This window comes from Pseudarthrobacter sp. GQ63 (genome assembly GCF_059758765.1).
Map to the genome: position 1 here is coordinate 231435 of NZ_JCAXEF010000003.1, position 17045 is coordinate 248479.

Annotated in this window: 16 protein-coding genes; 1 reads left to right on the plus strand and 15 read right to left on the minus strand. The window is 68.1% G+C overall.

Translation table 11 applies throughout. The features are described 5' to 3' along the window. Positions 1 to 11: 11 nt before the first annotated feature. The 11 genes from AC6CHP_RS08300 to uraD all read right to left on the minus strand — a co-directional run bounded on the left by AC6CHP_RS08300 (position 12) and on the right by uraD (position 11516). A complete protein-coding gene (locus tag AC6CHP_RS08300) occupies positions 12 to 1829 on the minus strand; it encodes an ABC transporter permease subunit (RefSeq protein ID WP_498229098.1) in 1818 nt (605 codons plus the stop codon). Continuing rightward, positions 1829 to 3379 carry an ABC transporter substrate-binding protein gene (locus AC6CHP_RS08305; protein WP_498229100.1) on the minus strand — a complete coding sequence of 517 codons (1551 nt, stop codon included), beginning with the start codon at positions 3377 to 3379 and terminating at the stop codon, positions 1829 to 1831. Before AC6CHP_RS08305 ends, AC6CHP_RS08300 begins: the two co-directional genes overlap by 1 nt. An 80-nt stretch (positions 3380 to 3459) precedes the next feature. Next, positions 3460 to 4812 carry an MFS transporter gene (locus AC6CHP_RS08310; protein WP_498229102.1) on the minus strand — a complete coding sequence of 451 codons (1353 nt, stop codon included), beginning with the start codon at positions 4810 to 4812 and terminating at the stop codon, positions 3460 to 3462. Continuing rightward, positions 4809 to 5666, minus strand: a complete 858-nt coding sequence (locus AC6CHP_RS08315) for an ABC transporter ATP-binding protein (protein WP_498229104.1) — start codon at positions 5664 to 5666, stop codon at positions 4809 to 4811. Before AC6CHP_RS08315 ends, AC6CHP_RS08310 begins: the two co-directional genes overlap by 4 nt. Continuing rightward, complete coding sequence (locus AC6CHP_RS08320; protein ID WP_498229106.1) at positions 5663 to 6481, minus strand: ATP-binding cassette domain-containing protein; 819 nt, start codon at positions 6479 to 6481, stop codon at positions 5663 to 5665. The genes AC6CHP_RS08315 and AC6CHP_RS08320 overlap by 4 nt, the downstream gene beginning before the upstream one ends. A 213-nt stretch (positions 6482 to 6694) precedes the next feature. After that, the gene (locus AC6CHP_RS08325; protein ID WP_498229108.1) at positions 6695 to 7003 is read right to left on the minus strand and encodes a hypothetical protein; all 309 of its coding nucleotides are present in this window, start codon (positions 7001 to 7003) and stop codon (positions 6695 to 6697) included. Between the two features lie 381 nt (positions 7004 to 7384). Next, positions 7385 to 8545, minus strand: coding sequence for a phosphoribosylformylglycinamidine cyclo-ligase (gene purM / locus AC6CHP_RS08330; protein ID WP_174175153.1), 1161 nt, complete (start codon positions 8543 to 8545; stop codon positions 7385 to 7387). Continuing rightward, positions 8542 to 10221, minus strand: a complete 1680-nt coding sequence (gene purF, locus AC6CHP_RS08335) for an amidophosphoribosyltransferase (protein WP_188731313.1) — start codon at positions 10219 to 10221, stop codon at positions 8542 to 8544. Before purF ends, purM begins: the two co-directional genes overlap by 4 nt. Before the next feature lie 58 nt (positions 10222 to 10279). Next, entirely contained in the window at positions 10280 to 10594 is a 315-nt protein-coding gene (locus AC6CHP_RS08340) for a hypothetical protein (RefSeq protein ID WP_498229111.1), read from the minus strand. An 89-nt stretch (positions 10595 to 10683) separates the two neighbouring features. Then, positions 10684 to 11022 carry a hydroxyisourate hydrolase gene (gene uraH, locus AC6CHP_RS08345; RefSeq protein ID WP_066279543.1) on the minus strand — a complete coding sequence of 113 codons (339 nt, stop codon included), beginning with the start codon at positions 11020 to 11022 and terminating at the stop codon, positions 10684 to 10686. Beyond that, positions 11019 to 11516 carry a 2-oxo-4-hydroxy-4-carboxy-5-ureidoimidazoline decarboxylase gene (gene uraD / locus AC6CHP_RS08350; RefSeq protein ID WP_188731314.1) on the minus strand — a complete coding sequence of 166 codons (498 nt, stop codon included), beginning with the start codon at positions 11514 to 11516 and terminating at the stop codon, positions 11019 to 11021. Before uraD ends, uraH begins: the two co-directional genes overlap by 4 nt. 258 nt (positions 11517 to 11774) lie before the next feature. Here uraD and AC6CHP_RS08355 point away from each other — a divergent pair, with 258 nt between their 5' ends. Continuing rightward, on the plus strand, positions 11775 to 13016 hold the full coding sequence (locus tag AC6CHP_RS08355; RefSeq protein WP_498229113.1) for a GAF domain-containing sensor histidine kinase: 1242 nt from the start codon (positions 11775 to 11777) through the stop codon (positions 13014 to 13016). 40 nt (positions 13017 to 13056) lie between these two features. Here the strand turns inward: AC6CHP_RS08355 and AC6CHP_RS08360 are convergent, their stop codons facing one another. Genes AC6CHP_RS08360 through AC6CHP_RS08375 form a run of 4 tightly spaced genes read right to left on the minus strand, consistent with a single transcriptional unit; the run spans position 13057 to position 16885 of the window. Further along, positions 13057 to 13482: an ATP-binding protein gene (locus AC6CHP_RS08360; protein ID WP_498229115.1), complete on the minus strand. Its 426-nt coding sequence runs from the start codon at positions 13480 to 13482 to the stop codon at positions 13057 to 13059. After that, positions 13475 to 13807, minus strand: a complete 333-nt coding sequence (locus AC6CHP_RS08365) for an STAS domain-containing protein (RefSeq protein WP_174175141.1) — start codon at positions 13805 to 13807, stop codon at positions 13475 to 13477. Before AC6CHP_RS08365 ends, AC6CHP_RS08360 begins: the two co-directional genes overlap by 8 nt. After that, positions 13797 to 15776: a glycosyltransferase family 2 protein gene (locus AC6CHP_RS08370; RefSeq protein ID WP_427116001.1), complete on the minus strand. Its 1980-nt coding sequence runs from the start codon at positions 15774 to 15776 to the stop codon at positions 13797 to 13799. Before AC6CHP_RS08370 ends, AC6CHP_RS08365 begins: the two co-directional genes overlap by 11 nt. Further along, the gene (locus AC6CHP_RS08375) at positions 15773 to 16885 is read right to left on the minus strand and encodes a PP2C family protein-serine/threonine phosphatase (protein WP_498229118.1); all 1113 of its coding nucleotides are present in this window, start codon (positions 16883 to 16885) and stop codon (positions 15773 to 15775) included. The genes AC6CHP_RS08370 and AC6CHP_RS08375 overlap by 4 nt, the downstream gene beginning before the upstream one ends. Positions 16886 to 17045 lie beyond the last annotated feature (160 nt).

Consider the following 17045-nt stretch of genomic DNA (forward strand, 5'->3'; position numbering starts at 1 on the left):
GCCCAGGAGACCTACCGCGCCCCTGCCGGCGCCTGCACGCGCTCCTGCGCCGGCACCGGATCTGTCCCGGACAGCGGGACGGCTCCCGCACCGTTACCGGCGGTGACCCTGGCCCCGTGTCCGGCTCCTGCCAGCCCCACCGCCACCACCGACGCCAGCACCAGCGCGGACGCGGGTGCAAGCACCGCCCAGGGGGCACGTTCAACGTAGCCAATGCCCTCGGCCAGGATGAGTCCCCACTCCGGCGTCGGCTGCTGCGGGCCCAGTCCCAAGAAACCGAGCGCCGCCAGCGCAAGGGCAACCCCCGGCAGCCGGAGCATCGCGTGGCGCAGCAGCGGCCATGCCACCGCCGGGAGGACATACCGGAACATGATCCGAGCCCTCCCCACCCCCAGCACCGGAAGGATCTGCACATAGGGCTGGGCGCGCGCCTCCTGGGCCAGGGCCGCCGTGTGCGCAGCCAGGGGAGCCCAGCTGACCGCGGCCACCGCCACGGCAGCGCCGTGTGCCGAGGGGCCGCTGAGCGCCGCCACCACCAGGCCGGCGAGGATGGGCGGTGCCGCGTTCGCCACCTCAAGGGGTCCCGTGGCTGCCAGTGGAAAGAGCCCGACGGCGATTCCCACGGCCAGGCAGGCCAGCACCACAACCAGCGCGGTCCCCAGCGTCCCCACGGCTCCGTGCCCCACACGGGCCAGCAGGTCGCGACCGCTGGCATCGGCACCGAACGGAAGCGACCAGCCGGGAGCCGCAAGCCTGGCATGGGCCGAGGTGAAGGGATCGCGCAGCAGCCCGGCACCCACAATCAGGAGCAGGGTGACGCCGGCCGCCGCAGGCAGGGCCAGCTGGCGGCGGTTCCCCGGCCGCGGAGGTTCCGCAAGCGGAAGGGTGCCGAAGCGGACCGCAGGGCCGATCAGCAGGTACCGGGCCGCCGTCGTCAGCGTTCCCACCAGCAGGGCGAGGCCCATGAGCGCCAGCATGCCCGCCTGGAGCGTGGGGATGTCCTGCGCGCTGGCGGCTCCGAGCAGCGCCCGGCCGAGCCCCGGCATGGCGTAGACCTTTTCCACAGCTACTGCGCCGCCGGTCAGTCCAATCAGGACCAGCCCGATCTGCGGAAGCACTGCCGGCAGTGCGCGGCGGAGCACCGCGGCGGTCAGCCGGACAGACCCGGCCCCGGACATCCGCCAAGTGGCCACCCACTGTTCAGCGAACCCTGCACGGATGGCGTCTGAGGCCAGGAGCCCGATCAGCCCGCCTGCAGGAATGCCCAGGGACAGGGCCGGAAGCACCGCGTACTCCGGACCTTTCCACCCGAAGGGCGGGAACCACCGGAGCCAGATGGCACCGGCCACCAGCAGCATGGCGGCCAGCAGGAACTCCGGCAGGGAGGTGAGGGCTGCGGACAGGGCTCCCGACGCCGGCCTCCTCCTTTGCCGCAGCCCGTCCATGACCGCGGGTGTGCAGAGGAGCAGGGCGATGATGGCGGCCGCGGCAAGGGCAAAGGCCATCAGGGTCACGGAGACACTGAGGGCGGATACGATGCCGGGCGCCACGGGCGTGTTGCTGATCCAGGACGTGCCCAGGTCTCCGGCGAACACGCCACGGATCCAGGACAGGAACAGGGGGAGTGGCCCCTGCTCCAGGCCGAGTTCCGCCCGGACGGCGGCCAGGGCCTCCGGTGTTGGCTCCCGGTCCGAGTACCGTGCCCGGAGGATCGTGTACTCGGCGCCGCGGCCCGAGAGCCACGGCATCATGCCGATCAACACCACCAGGGCTACCAGGGCGAGGACCCGTGAAACGGTGACTTTCACAAAAGCTCTTCCGCCGGGCATCAGCCTGCGGAGCCTGTGCTGCCGGCGATCCGGGTCCTGCTGGTCACCAGCGCGCGCTCGCGCGGGTCACGCTCCACTCCGCCCACGCGGGTGGATTCGCCCTGGATGACGCGTTCGTGGAGGAGGGGGATGGCGGCGTCGCGGGCGAGGATGAGGCTTTCGGCCGCGGAGATGGCGGCCCTTCGTTCGGGGCCGGCAGGAATGCCCGCGGCCTTGGCCAGGGCGGCGTCCACCGCGGGGTCGCAGAACTGGGAGATGTTGAAGGAGCCTGCACAGGAGAAGTCGCTGTAGAGGTAGGCCACCGGGTCACCGGAATCAAGCACCGTGGCGCGGGAGAGGATGAAGGCATCGAACTTACCGGCCAGGGCGTCCGCCTCGATGTGCTGGTACTCCCTCACGTCCTGTTCCACCACGAAGCCTGCAGCCTCCAGCTGCTGCTCCAGCTGGACAGCCACCTCCGGCAGTTCGGCGCGGTCGGTGAAGGTTCCGAGCCGGATGGGCGTTCCCGGGACCGCGGTTGCCGCCGCCCGGGTGGCCAGGGCAGCCGCGTACTCCGCGCTGTTCCGCTGCTCCGCGGCCCAGGGAAGGGCCGGGCCCAGCAGCCCGGCGGCTTGGTCCGCCCGGCCTTCGTAGACCCTGTCCACGATGGTGCCGGCGTCGGTTGCGGCCCGGGCAGCGGCGCGGACAGCGGGATCGGCAAACGGTCCCGAGGCCGTGTTGAGGTACAGCGTGTTGGTCCGCGGCATGGGCACCTCGTGCACCAGCGCCGGATCGATCTGGGCCACCTGGCCCACGGGGATGGCTTCAACGATGTCCGCGTCGCCGGTCCGGATAGCGGCGGCCCGGGCGGTTCCGTCCGGGACGAACTGGACGTCAACGCCCTCCGCTTCCGCCTGCGGTCCCCAGTACCCGTCGAAACGGTCCAGCCGGGCCGAGGACGTGCCGTCGACCGAAACCAGGCGGTAGGGCCCCGTTCCGGCATTGACCGGGCTGACCACGCCGCCTTCCCCGTACGCCGAGGCTGCGAGGATGGCCAGCTGGGGGCTGGACAGCCGCTGGGGCAGGAGGGGGTCGGGCGTCGCCGTGGTGATGGTGACGGAGTTGGCGTCCCCGGCCTGGGCAGTCAGCTCTACGCCGTCCAGGATCCGGGGCTTGGGGCTGGCCTGTGCCGCGGCTGTCAGCGAAGCCGCTACTTCTGCTGCGGTCATCGCTGTTCCGTCATGGAACCCGACACCCTCCCGCAGGGTAAAGCTCCAGGATGCCGGACCGCTCTGCTGCCACTCGGTGGCCAGCGCAGGCTGTGCCTCACCGAGCGCGTCCAGCTCCACCAGCGTTTCGGCGGTTTTCCAGCGGGACAGCTTGAACGCGTCATCGCTCAGAGGGGACAAGCCGGACCGCGGCGGCTGGAGCATGGCCAGCTTGATCCGGCCTGAATCGGCGCCGGGTCCGGCTGCCTGGTCGGTTCCGGCCGCGAAGCAACCGGTCAGTCCCGTGGCCAGGAGGAGCACTGACAGGCCGGTAAGTGCCGGGCGGAGGCGGGGTCTGGACATGGGGGAGTACCTTTTCCTTCAGTTGGGTTGTTTGAATGCTGTGTTGCCGGGTGTGGGCGCCTGCGCCAGGTCCCGGCAGGTTACGTTTTGGTGGGCAGGAGCCGGGGAAGTCCGACGGCGGGAAGCACCGTGAGTGCCGCCAGCAGCACCCAGGGCCAGGCGGCGTCAGGCCCCGGCTGGGAGGCTCCTGCGTAGAGCGGTCCAAGGACAATGTTGCCCAGCAGCACGGCGCAGCCGCCCATGCTCGCCAGGAGGCCGTAGTAGATCCCGGTCCGGCGGCCGCGGGCGAAGTCCAGGACCAGCGGCATGGCCACCGGGCCGATGCACATGTGGCCGAGGCACAGTCCCACCACGAGCAGCAGCGGCGGCAGGAGCTGCATGGTGCCGGCGGCCGGAACCTGGGCAAGTACGGCCATGCTGCCGAAGGCCAGGCCCTTGAGGATGAACCCCGCAGTGAGGGCCCGTCCTGCGCCTATCCTGGCTGTCAGCCGGGAGATGGGCCACTGCAGCGCAACGGTCAGCAGGGACGCGACGGCGAACAGGCCGGCCAGCACCTCTGGGCCTGCTCCTGTCCTGGCCAGCTCGACGGGAAGGCCGAAATAGAGCTGGTTGTAGGCGAGGAGGTTCACGCTGTACAGGGCGGCAAATGCCACAAAGCGCCTGTCCCGCAGCATTGCGGCAGTCCCCTCGGTTCTTCCGGTTCTTCCGGTTCTTCCGGAACGCTCGGAACCACCGGAACCACCGGAACCCTCGGTCCCCTCCGTTCTTTCGGCCTGCCGGGCGGCTGGCCGCAGCGGGGTGGCGGGCTTCTGCATGGCCGGTGAATGACGTGGCTCTTCCGCAGGCAGGCTGTGCCACAGCACCCCGGCCATCACGGTGAAGACCACTGCCCCGGCCAGCGCGGCCCAGATGAAGGAAACGCCCAGCAGCAGGGCGCCCAGCAGGGGACCTGCCACGGCTCCGATTTCCCCGCAGATGGCAAGCAGCGCAAATAGTGCCGGTGCCTTCCCGCCGGTGCTCCGCCGTCGTTCTTCCGCCTTCCCCACCAGTGATTCCAGCGCCGGTGAGAAGAGGGCGCCGCCCATGCCCGTGAGCACCGCGCCCAGGAGGAACAGGGGAAAGCTGCCGGCCATGGCCAGCGTGAGGTAGCCCGAAACCCGGACCAGGCAGCCCGCCAGCATTGCCCGCCGTGCTCCCCACCGGTCCGTGATCATGCCGCCCAGCAGGAAGAGCCCCTGCTGGCTGAAGACGCGCGCGCCCAGGACGATGCCCACAGCCGTTGCCGCCAGGCCGAAGTCGCGGGTCATGACCAGGGCCAGGAAAGGCACCACGGCGTAGAAGCCGATGTTGAAGACCAGTTGGCTGGCCAGGAGCAGCCCGGAAGCGGGACGCAGCGCTGTGGCGGTCCGCCCCGTGGTCTCAAGCGTCGTCACGCGGCACCGGCTGGGATGGCTGGCGGAAAGTGCAGGGCTGCTGATGCCTGCACCAGCGCGGCCGCTTCGGGGCTGCCCGGACTGTCCAGCACCCGGTGTGTGGGCCCGTGCTCCACAATGCGGCCGTGCGCCATGACGGCGGTGGCGCCGCACAACCGGGCAGCGGTGCCCAGGTCGTGGGTGACCAGGAGCAGCCCCAGTCCTTGCTGGTGCACCAGGCTGCCGAGCAGTGACAGGACGGTGTCCCGCAGGGGAAGGTCCAGGCCGCTGACGGGCTCGTCGGCCAGCAGGTGGGCCGGCTGCACTGCCAGTGCCCTGGCGATGGCCACCCGCTGGTTCTGGCCGCCGGACAGTTCGCCCGGCCGGCGCTCCAGCAGCCCGGCAGGCACCTCGACGCGTTCCAGCGCCTCACCCACCATCGCCCTGTGGTTGCCCGCCACGCGGAGTTGGCGCAGGGGCTCCCTCAGCAGCTGGGAAACGGTCATGCGCGGGTCCAGGCTTCCTGCCGGGTTTTGCGGGATGTACTGTACGGCCTGCCGGTACCAGCGGAGGGACCGGGCCAGGCCGGGTTTTACCTCGTGGGCGCCCAGGGCCACCGTTCCTGCCGAGGGTTTTGCCAGCGCCAGCAGGATGCGCACCAGGGTGGATTTGCCGGAACCCGAGCTTCCCACCAGGGCGGTGCTGCTGCCGGGTGCCAGGTGAAGGCTGACGTTGTGGAGGGTGCCGTCGTGGCGGGGGCCGTGGATTCCGCCCCTGAAGCGGGGTGCTGGATAGGCGAAGGAGACGCCGTCTGCGGCGAGTGCTCCGGTCGTCTTGCCGCCGCCGCTGTTGCTGAACGCGCCGCCGTCGCTCACGCTGCAACCGCCGTCGCCGGTGCTGAACGTGGCGCCGCACCTTCCGCTGAACTGTCCGCTGCCAGCGGCTCCGCTGACCGCGAGGCAGCCTGCACCAGGCGCACGGTGTAGGGGTGGCGGGGGTTGCGCAGCAGGTCCGCCATGGGACCCTGCTCTACGATGCGCCCGGCCTCCATCACCAGCGCGCGTGTGCACAGCGAGGCGGCCGCGGCCAGGTCATGGGTGATGAACAGGAGGCTGCGGCCCCCGGTGCTCCACATGCGGAGGGTTTCCAGGACGGTATTTTGCGTGACGGCGTCCAGGGCGGTGGTGGGCTCATCCGCTACCAGTACGGGGGCGCCGCAGGCCAGGGCAAGGGCGATGCAGGCGCGCTGCAGCTGCCCGCCGGACAATTGGCCCGTGTATCGCGGCAGGAACGTGGCGGGTTCCCCAATGCCCGCCCGCGCCAGCAGCCGGGCGGCTTCGGCCTGTGCGTCTGCGCGGCTGTATCCAGCGGAGCGCAGGGGGATGGCGAGCTGCCTGCCGATCGGAACCAGGGGGTTGAGTGCCGTTGCCGGATCCTGGCGGATCAGTGCGGCCTGGCCCTTGCCTGATCCTGCCCCGAATCCTGCCCCGAAGGTGATGGTTCCCCCGGCTGATATCCCCTCGGGAAGCTGGCCGGCCAGGGCTGCGGCCGTCAGCGACTTGCCCGATCCTGAGGCGCCCAGCAGCGCAACGCGCTCCCCAGCCACCATTGAGAATGTCAGGGGGTGCACCAGCTGCCGGCCGCCGCTTGAGAGCGCGAGGTCTGTCACGGACAGGGCGGGTGCAGGCATGGCAACGTCATTTCATGTGAGGACTGAGCAGGGGTCGATTCACATGCTATCAATAATCATTCGCATTAAGGTGCAAAGCTGCGGGAATCGTGGTTCGTGCGCTTGGCGCGTGCGCGCAAAAGAGCCCCGGCCAGTGGCCGGGGCTCTTCGCATGAAGCTCTAAAAGAGGGTGTTGGGTGAGGCGTGCTCTCGCCTGTCCCTCACCGGCTCCGTTTACTTGTTATTTACGATGCGAACTGGACCGGTCGCGGTATCGCAGACGGTTTCCTCGGAACCGGTGGCATCCACTGCTTCACCGAGAACCGCGATTGAGCCGATGTCCGCAACGTCGCACAGGGTTGCTGCGACGCTGACGGCCACATTGACGTCCACAGCATCCTTGACGGTGATGTCGCCCACCGTGACACTGACGAGGCCGTCATTCAACGTGGTGTTATTTGCCGCCTGCGAAGGTCCGGCAACGGCGCCCATGAGGAACAGGCTTCCAGCGGCTGCGGCGGTGGCTTTCTTAAGAACTGACATAGTTTTCGCTCCCTTGATATCTGCCCTGGTGCCCCTGTCCTGCAGTCCGCGGATAACTCCGGGCTGCCTGACGGCCGTGCTGATGCATGGCGGATGGGGGCGGGGCGGCTCTGTGGTTGCTTCCTCTGGCGTCCGCCGGTTCGGCGGGGGAAGGCGGTTCAACCGGGTGGGCGCCCAGGCGCCGGTGGATTCCGGCGGGGCATCAAGCCTTGGAGAAACCCGGTTGACTATTCTGTTATGCACTTCCGACTTAAACACTAAAGCTAAGTATGCTTAGCAGTCAAGGGGATGACTAACTAGTTCCCTTTTAAGCGCATCGAGTGCTCCGTTTCGGCCGTTCTGAAGGGTCAAAACGGCCGAAACGGAGCACTCGATAGGGATCTAGGCGTAGGCGTTGACCAGCCGTACAGCGCCGCCGTCCACGCCCTTGGCACCCTGCACGTAGTCAGGGCCGGACTTGAGGATCGCGTCCGAATCCTCGGTGACGGTGCCCATTACCCAGGACGGCAGGCCACGGTCGTTGAGGCGGGCAACTGCTGCATCTGCGGCTTCGGGGGACACGATGGCCACCATGCCCACGCCCAGGTTCAGCGTGCGCTCGAGGTCGGCCAGCGGGACGTTGCCCAGCTCGGACACCAGCTTGAAGATCGCGGGCAGTTCCCAGGTGGAGCGGTCCACGGTGGCCACGAGGCCGTGGGGGAGGACTCGGGCCAGGTTGGCGGCCAGGCCGCCGCCGGTGACATGGCTGAATCCATGCACGGCCGCACCGCCGGTGACGGGGAAGGTGCGGGCAAGGTCCAGGCAGTCCGCTGCATACACGCGGGTGGGTTCGAGGAGTTCCTCGCCGAGCGTGCGGCCCAGTTCGGACACCTGGCGGTCCAGTGCCCAGCCTGCGTGGTTGATGACCCGGCGGACCAGGGAGTAGCCGTTGGAGTGGAGGCCGGAGGAGGCCATGCCGATCACCACATCGCCGGCACGGACGCGGTCCGGTCCCAGCAGGTGGTCGGCCTCGATGACGCCGGTGGCGGCTCCCGCCACGTCATACTCGTGCTCGCCCAGCAGGCCGGGGTGCTCAGCGGTTTCGCCACCCACCAGGGCGGTGCCGGCCACGGAGCAGGCGGCGGCAATACCGCGGACGATATCGGCGATGCGCTCGGGCACCACCTTGCCGCAGGCGATGTAGTCCGTCATGAACAGCGGCTCGGCGCCCACCACAACGATGTCGTCCACCACCATGCCCACCAGGTCGAACCCGATGGTGTCGTGGATGTCCATGGCCTGGGCGATGGCCACCTTGGTTCCAACGCCGTCCGTGGACGTGGCCAGCAGCGGCTTCTTGTAGGTGAGCAGCCTGGAGACGTCGTAGAGGCCGGCGAAGCCGCCCACCCCGCCGATCACCGAGGAGTTGTGGGTGGCCTTGATGGCACCCTTCATGAGCTCGACGGCGCGGTCGCCGGCTTCAACATCGACGCCCGCGGAGGCGTAGGTGATGCCGGCAGTGTTCCCGGAGGTGTTGCCGGAGGCGGGGGCAGCGGAAGTCATACGGACTCTTTCTTGTCGGCGCCGGGGGTGGTGGCTACGTGATGAATCTCTGGCACGAGGTCGGCTTCGGTGAGCAGGTTTTCAAACTCGGAGTCCGGCCCGGGATCGCAGCCCGTGGCACCTGACTTCTCGGCGGGGTCCTCTTCGGGATCCACAGCCAGGGCTGCGGTTGCACCCGGAAGGGCCGACGGCGACGGCTTCAGTCCGCCCAGGTCGGTACGCTCCAGCAGGTTCTTGCCCAGCTTGTCCGAGCCCGGAAGTTCAATGGGGTACTTGCCCGTGAAGCATGCGGTGCACAGCCGCTCACGCGGCTGGCGGGTTGCGCCGATCATGCCGTCTTCAGAGATGTAGGCCAGCGAGTCGGCGCCGATGGCCTGGGAAATTTCCTCGATGGTGGCGCCGTTGGCGATCAGTTCGGCGCGGGAAGCGAAGTCGATGCCGTAGAAGCAGGGCCACTTCACGGGCGGGGAGGAGATCTTGACGTGGACGGCGGCGGCACCGGCCTCACGGAGCATCCGGACAATGGCGCGCTGGGTGTTGCCGCGGACGATCGAGTCATCCACCACCACCACGCGCTTGCCGCGGATCACCGATTCGAGGGCGTTGAGCTTGAGCCGGATGCCGAGCTGGCGCAGCGTCTGCGAGGGCTGGATGAAGGTACGGCCCACGTAGGAGTTCTTAACGAAGCCGTGCGCGAACGGAATGCCGGATTCCTCGGCGTAGCCCACGGCTGCGGGTGTTCCCGATTCCGGCACAGGGATGACGATGTCCGCCACCTGGGTGTTTTCGCGGGCGAGCTGGCGGCCCATCTCAACGCGGGACTCGTACACGGAACGGCCGGCGATGGCGGCGTCCGGACGGGCAAGGTAGACGTACTCGAAAACGCAACCGGCCGGCGTCGGCTCCGCAAAGCGCTGGGACCGCACGCCCTGCTCGTCGATGGCAATGAATTCGCCGGGCTCGATCTCGCGGATGAAGCTGGCGCCCACAGTGGCGAGGGCGGACTGCTCCGAGGCCACCACCCAGCCGCGCTCCAGGCGGCCCAGTACCAGCGGGCGGATGCCGTAGGTGTCGCGCGCCGCGTAGAGGGTGCCTTCGTCCATGAATACGAAGCAGAAGCCACCCTTGATCTTGGGCAGCAGCTCGGTGGCGGTTTCCTCGAGGCTCTTGCCCGGCTCACCTTCCAGCAGAGCGGTGACCAGGGCAGTGTCAGAGGTGTTGCCCTGCTTCATTTCGCCGGTGAGCTGGCCGCCGTTCCGTTCCTGGATCATGGCGTTGAGCTCGGCGGTGTTGGTCAGGTTGCCGTTGTGCGCCAGGGCCACGGTACCGGTGCTGGTGGCACCGAGGGTGGGCTGGGCGTTGGCCCAGTGGCTGGCTCCGGTGGTGGAGTACCGGCAGTGTCCCACCGCCAGGTGCCCGGTCAGGGTGTTCAGCGTGGTCTCGTCGAAGACCTGGGAGACGAGTCCCATGTCCTTGTAGACGTTGATCCGCTTGCCGTCGCTGGTGGCAATACCAGCAGACTCCTGACCGCGGTGCTGTAGTGCATACAGCCCGTAATAGGTAAGTTTTGCTACTTCTTCACCTGGTGCCCAAACGCCGAAGACGCCACAGGCGTCCTGCGGGCCTTTTTCGCCGGGGAGAAGATCATGGGAAAGTTTTCCATCGCCGCGTGCCACTGGTCGATTATCTCACGACATGGGGTATGACTTTTCCGGCCGCCCGTTTATGACCGGGCTAGAGCTGCCCGTCCGTGTCCGGCTCGGAATCCGGCACGGCTTCCACGACGGCCCGCTGCTGCCGCTTGATGCTCCGGCGGTCCAGGACCAGCGCCAGTACGGCACCGAGGATGGCGCCGCCGCCGGCGAACCACACCAGGAAGAAGCCGAAGACCGCGCCGGCGTCGAAGCTGGGGTTTGCCGGCACCGCGTAGGCGGCCACAGCTGCGGCCGCGACACCCACCAGTGCGCCCAGGATAAGGAACGGCACGTACTTGGGAGCGCGGCGGACGGTAACTTCGCGGCGCTCGGCGGGAGGTTGTTCAGAAGGCATGCATCAAGCCTACATTTCCGCCGTTGCCCTCCCCGTACTGCTGCCAGACGCCCGGACGGGGTCCGTACGTGGCAGGGCAACGGGCGGGATCAGCTGCCTCGGTAGGTGGAGTACGCGAACGGGCTGAGGAGGAGGGGCACGTGGTAGTGCTCCGGACCGGTCACCTCGAACACCAGGTCCACTTCGGGGAAGAACGTGGCCGTCTGCAGGCCGGCGTAGTAGTCCCCGGTGGCGAAGTTGAGCTTGTAGTGCCCGGCTTCCAGCTGCTCCGGGCCAAGGTCCTTGGCGCGGCCGTCGGCATCCGTGGTGGAGTCGGCAACATGCCGCCAGGTGCCGCCGTCGTTCCGGTAAAGCACGACGGCGACCCCCGCCGCCGGGCGTCCGGCACCTGTGTCGAGGATATGGGTGGTGACGTGGGAGACGCTCATTCTGTGATCAGTCCTTCCAGCCGCAGAACGGCGATTTCGCGCAGCTGCTGGGCCACGATGGTGTCCTCTTCGGCTGGCGTGTTGGCCAGCCGTTCCTTCAAAACCCGCAGGATTTCCGGGGCGGTGCGGCCGGCGGCGCGGATCAGGAAGACCCGGCCGAACTTTTCCTCGTAGTCCCTGTTCCCCCGGGCGAGGGCCTCGGTGACCGCGCTGTCCGCAGGGTCCACCCCGGCCTGCTCCGAACGTGACATGGACGCCTCTGTGGTGGCCGCCGTCGGACGTTCCCCGATGCGCGGATGGTGGGCCATGGCGGACTCAACCTCGGCGGACGTGAAGGGGCTCGCAGCCTGGGACGCAAAGGCCAGCAGCGAGTCCTTGGTGGCGAACGGCCGGGCTGCGGCGACGGTCTCCACCCAGCGGGCGACGTCGATGCAGGGTCGGAGGGTTTCGGCGGCCCGGGCGGGTTCCGCGGAGTTGAATTCGGCAAGCTTCATGCTGGCTGGTCCCTTGGTGAGAATCTGCTGGCATCCATGGTGACGGCTATGCGGAGGCCGGACTTCCCGGCACCCGGCGACGTAATTTCCCGTCATCCCAGGCTTCCGCATCATGGAACTGTTATTTCAGCATACGTAATATTCAAAAGCAGGCTTCCTGTGGTGTCAAGAAGACTACAACGGCGCACAGGACCAGCCGGTATCATCACGGGAGAGCCGGGGAGCTCGAGTGGATGAGGCTGGGGGGCGCAAAAGAAGATGGACGGTACGGCTCTGCACACGCTGACCGATCAGGACGCGGCACGCGACGCGGGGCTGCGGAAGTATGGGCTGGTCCCTGCCGCTGCGGACGAGCTGCCGGTCCTTGCGGACGCCTCGACCCGTAGTGCGCTGGACAACCTGGTCCAGCTCGCCGCCTCCCTGTGCGGGGTGCCCTACAGCGTGGTCAACATCATCACCGCGGAGCAGCAGCTGCAGATCGCGGCCTTCGGCATCGACCCCGGGATCTGCTCCCGGGAAGACTCGATGTGCGCCACGGTCTTCCTGAGCCACAGGACGACGGTGGTGGCCGATGCCTCGCAGGATTCGCGTTTCGCCGCCAATCCGTTCGTCACCGGAGAAATTGCCGACGTCCGCTTCTACGCGTCCGTTCCGCTGGAGACCCCGGCTGGGCTGGTGCTCGGTTCACTGTGCGTCTTCTCCAATGAGTCCGGACGCCCCAGCACCGGACAGATAGGGATGCTGGAAATGCTGGCCCAGCAGGTGGTGGAGCTCCTGGAGCTGCAGCACCGCACCCTGCAGCTCAGCGACGCCCTGGCCGAGCTGCGGCGCAGCAACGCCCTGCTGTCCGAGTTCGCCGGCCGGGTCAGCCACGACCTCCGCGCCCCGCTCACCGCCATCCTGGGGTATGTGGAGCTGGCGGAGGACGATCCGGACGTCCCGGCGGACCATCCCTCCGTGGAGTACCTGGGATACGTCGGCAGCAGCGGGCGCCGCATGCTGGGAATGCTGGAGGACGTGCTGGACTACTCCAAGGCGGACGGAGCACTGAACCGGGAGCGGGTGTCCCTGCTGGCGGTCGCGGCGGAGGCAGCGCGGGACCTTGGCGTGGACCTGGGAGCCGGCAGCGGCATTTCCTGCGAGGACGCGGAACTGTTTGCCGATCGGTCCCAGCTGCGGACCTTGGTCCAGAACCTCCTGGCCAACTCCCTGAACTACCGGAGCGGCACCCGCCCGCTGCGGGTGGCGGTCAGCGCCGACACCGGGCCGCTGGGCGTCACTGTCGAGGTGGCAGACAACGGCAAGGGCATACTGCCGTCGGAGCGGCACCGGGCCGTGGAACCGCTGGTCAGGCTGCACCGGCCCGGGGACGGCCCCGGAACAGGGCTGGGCCTGTCCACCTGCCAGCGGATCGCCCAGGCACACGGGGGAGAACTCTCCATCACGGACACCCCGGGCGGCGGGGCCACTGTCTCCGTGCTGTTCCCCGCCGAGCCTTAAGCCGCCCCCCACCTTAGGGGGTGGTCAGACTTGAGGGTGGTTAGGCGTGCTGGGAGGTCCGGGTGAGGACCCAGGTGTTCGTACCGTCCTGGCGCTCGAACGTGACCGTGGTGACCAGTGCTTCGATCAGCGCCAGCCCGCGGCCCGATTCGGCGTCCTCATCCGGTGACCCCGGGATCATCGGTCCGAACGGCGGCGCGGCGTTGTAAGCGCTGACGCGGGCCCGCAGCAGTGCGGGCTGGACCTCAATGTCCACCCCGAGCTCTACGGGATCCTGCCCCACGGGTTCCGCGTGCTGGACGATGTTCGACGCCGACTCGATCACCGCCGTCGTAAACGTCATCTGGTCCATGTCCCCCACAAAGGGGACGTCGAGCCAGAGGCTGTCCAGGTGGTTGTGGACGGCTTCGATGGCCTCGTCCGCAGCCGGTCCCCGGAAGCTGCGGGATGCCAGGACCTTAGTCATTGCTGAACGCCTCGTCGGCTGAACCGTAGGACGTCAGCACCTTGTCCATGCTGGTCAGCTGCAGGACCATCTTCACCTGCGGCTGGACGGCCGCGATCCGGAGGTCCCCGCCGGCCTGGCGCGCTGCCTTGAGGCAGCCAATGAGCGCCCCGAGGCCAGAGGAGTCCATGAACGCCGTGTTTTCCAGGTTGACCACGATCCGGTTGGACCCGCCCGCGATCACGTCGGTGACGAACTCCCGCAGCTTCGGCGCGGAGACCATGTTGAGCCGGCCGTCCGCCTTCACCTCGGCGTACGAGTCCTTGACCTCATAACTAAATTCCATCGGAATTCCTCTCCGTATCAGTTGGTTCTGCGTGTTCTGCGGCCGGGTCGTACCCCTTGTAGAGCACGGCGCGGACCAGGATGCTCATGACCACCAGGTCGAAAATGACCCAGGCCACGTTCACCAGGGTGCCCAGGGGTTCCGCCAGGCCGGTGGCCAGGCGGATGATTCCGACGACGGCGGCCACGGCCAGCAGGACGGACACCACGATCTGGGGCTGGATCAGGCTCCAGCTGGGTCCGCCGCTCTGGCGGGCCTTGGGGGTGACGGCAAACCCGAGGGGACGGCCGAACCAGACGTTGCGGGCCGCCGTCGAGCACGCCTTGATCCAGGTGGGGAACAGCGCCAGGCTGTACTGCTGCCCCCGCCAGGTGGGAATGCCGCGGCCGGCAACGGCGAACAGCAGCTGGTTGACCACCATGAAGGGGATGAACCGGATGAAGAAGTCCCAGCTGAGGCTGGTGACGGGAAGGATGCCCAGCAGCAGGTAGATGATGGGCGCGGCGAAGTAGATGACTGCCGCGTAGCCGCTCAGGTAGGTCCACATGGTGGCGAAGTACATGAGCCGCTGGCCCAGCTTAAGGCCCTTCTGGACCAGCGGGTTTTCCCGCAGCAGCACCTGGATGGTGCCCTGCGCCCAGCGGAGGCGCTGGGTGAGCATGGTCTTCAGGTCCTCCGGCGCCAGGCCGTACGCCAGGACCTCGTGGTGGTAGACGCTCTCCCAGCCCATGGCGTGCATGCGCATGGCGGTGGCCATGTCCTCGGTCACGGAGATGGTGGCCAGCGGCATGACCGGCTGGGCTTCGTCGTTGCGTTCCACGGACAGCGCGTCCAGGACGGCCTGCACCGATTCAAGGGCGCCCAGCGGCGACCAGTCGCGGGCGGACATCCGCTGCACGGCGTCGTCCGCCACCACCGGGACGCCGGACTCGCCCACGTGGGCCAGTTCCATGGCGGCGATCTCTTCGAGGTCCGCCTGGAGGGCTTCGACGTCGGCCATCACCAGGGTCTGCACGGCAGCGTCCACGCGGCGGCGGACCCGGTAGGTGATCTCGCCCAGCGGCTGCCCGGCGTCGAGTTCCTGCTGGGCCTCGCGGGTGGCGGCTTCAACCTCATCGAGCACCTGGGCCACCAGCGGCGTTTCCATGTCCGCTGACTTTCGGGCCTGCTTGATGGCGGAGCGCGAGGCAGCCAGCGCCCGGCGGATGCTCTTCTCGGTCTCCTTGACGTAGCCCACCAGGCCCAGCTGCATCAGGGCCTCGCGGCGCAGGATGGCGTTGGAGCCGCAGAAGAAAGCGGCGTTCCAGCCGTCCTTGCCCTGCTGGATGGGGCCGTAGAACAGGGGAGCCTGGCTGCCCAGCGGATCGTCGGCGGGGACGTTGCTGAAGTACTGCGGTGTCTGGACCAGCGCCACCCGGCGGTTGTTGAAGTAGCCGAGGGTCTTTTCCAGGATGTCCGGCTCCGGGATCTGGTCCGCGTCCAGGATCAGGAGGAACTCGCCGTGCGTCTGCATCAGCGCGTTGTTGAGGTTGCCGGCCTTGGCGTGCCGGGGCAGGTTGGAGGTCCAGTCCTCGCTTCGGGTGACGTATCCCAGGCCGTGCTGTTCGGCGAGAGCCTTCAGCTCGGGGCGGGCGCCGTCGTCCAGGATCCAGGTGCTGTGCGGGTGCCTGATCTTCTGCGCCGCCAGCGCGGTGGTCATCACCATGTCCAGGTCTTCGTTGTACGTGGTGATGAAAACGTCCACGGTGGCATCCGGCGGGGGCGGCGGGGCGGCCTTGCGGATCTTCAGCTTCCACACGGTCATGCCGAAGAGCATGACGTCGATGAGGCTGTAGGTCTCGGCGATCACCAGCGGCAGCGCGATCCACCAGGCGTCCCAGTTCAGTGAGGCGGCCCAGCGCCAGGCGATGTAGTTGACGCCCGTGATGACGGTCAGGACAACAACAAGCCGGGTCCAGAAGCGGGTCATGCCGCGGCCTCCTGCGGAAGCCGGCGGACCACAACCACCGTGACGTCATCCTCAGCCGTGGCGGCCGGGGCCAGGGCGAGGATGGCGGTGCTCGCAGCCTGCGCCGACTCCTGGTGGTGCGTTGCCCGGAGCACGGCGTCCGTGAAGTCCTCCACGGAGTCGAAAACGTCCAGGACGCCGTCGCTCACCACCACCAGGGAATCCCCGGGCAGCAGGTCCAGGGCCGACTGCGGCCATTCCGTTCCTGCCCAGGCGCCCACCGGGGGACCGCCGGAGGGAAGGCGGTGGACCGTCCCGCCGGACCGGACATGCAGCGCAAGCCCGTGGCCGGCGTCGACATAGCTGACCGTTCCGGAAGCGGCGTCCAGGCGGGCGTGGAAGAGGGTGACAAAGGAATTGGAGGAGTCCAGGTCAGCGGCGATCGCCTTGCTCGCCGAGCCGAAAGCGGTGTCCAGGTCATGCCGCAGGCCCGTCGAACGCATCACCGCGCGGACCGTTGCGGCGATGAGCGCAGCACCCATGCCCTTGCCCATGGCGTCGGCGAAGGTCAGGTGGAGCCCGTCCGGAGTCTGGTACCAGTCATAGAAGTCCCCGCCAACGTTCCGCGAGGGCCGGAACACTCCGGCGACGTCGTAGCCCTCAACCTGGATGTCTTCCTGGGGCAGGAGGCTTTTCTGCACCTCCGTGGCACGCTGCAGTTCGCTGCGCGCGGCCGAATCCGCGGCTGCGGAGGGCCGGCGGCGGAAGAGGGCATTGATCCTGGACTGGAGCTCGCGCGGGCTGAACGGCTTGCTGAGGTATTCGTCCGCGCCGTTGTCCAGGCCGGTCAGCTTATCCAGCTCATCGGCCCGGGCGGTCAGCATCACAATGAAGGCATCCGAGAATTCACGGAGCAACTTGCAGACTTCCAGGCCGTCAAGGTCCGGCAGGTTCAGGTCCAGCGTGACCAGGTCCGGCTGCACGCGGCGCACTTCCTCCACCCCCGCCAGGCCAGCTCCGGCCTGGGTGACGTCGAATCCCTGCTTAACAAGGACGCGGACCAGCAGCCCGCGGATGTCCGGGTCATCCTCGATGACAACGGCACGTCGGGATTCGGTGGGAGAGACCATAGGTCTACTTCTACCGTATTAACCCCTACGAGGCATGTCGCAGCGCTTCACACGGGTGGCAGAGCTGCTACCGGCGAGTACGGATCTTGTGGAAATCCTTGGACCTGCTTGCCCGGACATTGAGGTATGCCCGGGACACTCGAAGGCACGGAGCAGCTTT

Coding starts and splice junctions, on each gene's coding strand:
- AC6CHP_RS08300 (WP_498229098.1), bottom strand. CDS start 1,829: ATGCCCGGCGGAAGAGCTTTTGTGAAAGTCACCGTTTCACGGGTCCTC.
- AC6CHP_RS08305 (WP_498229100.1), bottom strand. CDS start 3,379: ATGTCCAGACCCCGCCTCCGCCCGGCACTTACCGGCCTGTCAGTGCTC.
- AC6CHP_RS08320 (WP_498229106.1), bottom strand. CDS start 6,481: ATGCCTGCACCCGCCCTGTCCGTGACAGACCTCGCGCTCTCAAGCGGC.
- AC6CHP_RS08325 (WP_498229108.1), bottom strand. CDS start 7,003: ATGTCAGTTCTTAAGAAAGCCACCGCCGCAGCCGCTGGAAGCCTGTTC.
- purM (WP_174175153.1), bottom strand. CDS start 8,545: ATGACTTCCGCTGCCCCCGCCTCCGGCAACACCTCCGGGAACACTGCC.
- AC6CHP_RS08340 (WP_498229111.1), bottom strand. CDS start 10,594: ATGCCTTCTGAACAACCTCCCGCCGAGCGCCGCGAAGTTACCGTCCGC.
- uraH (WP_066279543.1), bottom strand. CDS start 11,022: ATGAGCGTCTCCCACGTCACCACCCATATCCTCGACACAGGTGCCGGA.
- uraD (WP_188731314.1), bottom strand. CDS start 11,516: ATGAAGCTTGCCGAATTCAACTCCGCGGAACCCGCCCGGGCCGCCGAA.
- AC6CHP_RS08355 (WP_498229113.1), top strand. CDS start 11,775: ATGGACGGTACGGCTCTGCACACGCTGACCGATCAGGACGCGGCACGC.
- AC6CHP_RS08360 (WP_498229115.1), bottom strand. CDS start 13,482: ATGACTAAGGTCCTGGCATCCCGCAGCTTCCGGGGACCGGCTGCGGAC.
- AC6CHP_RS08365 (WP_174175141.1), bottom strand. CDS start 13,807: ATGGAATTTAGTTATGAGGTCAAGGACTCGTACGCCGAGGTGAAGGCG.
- AC6CHP_RS08370 (WP_427116001.1), bottom strand. CDS start 15,776: ATGACCCGCTTCTGGACCCGGCTTGTTGTTGTCCTGACCGTCATCACG.
- AC6CHP_RS08375 (WP_498229118.1), bottom strand. CDS start 16,885: ATGGTCTCTCCCACCGAATCCCGACGTGCCGTTGTCATCGAGGATGAC.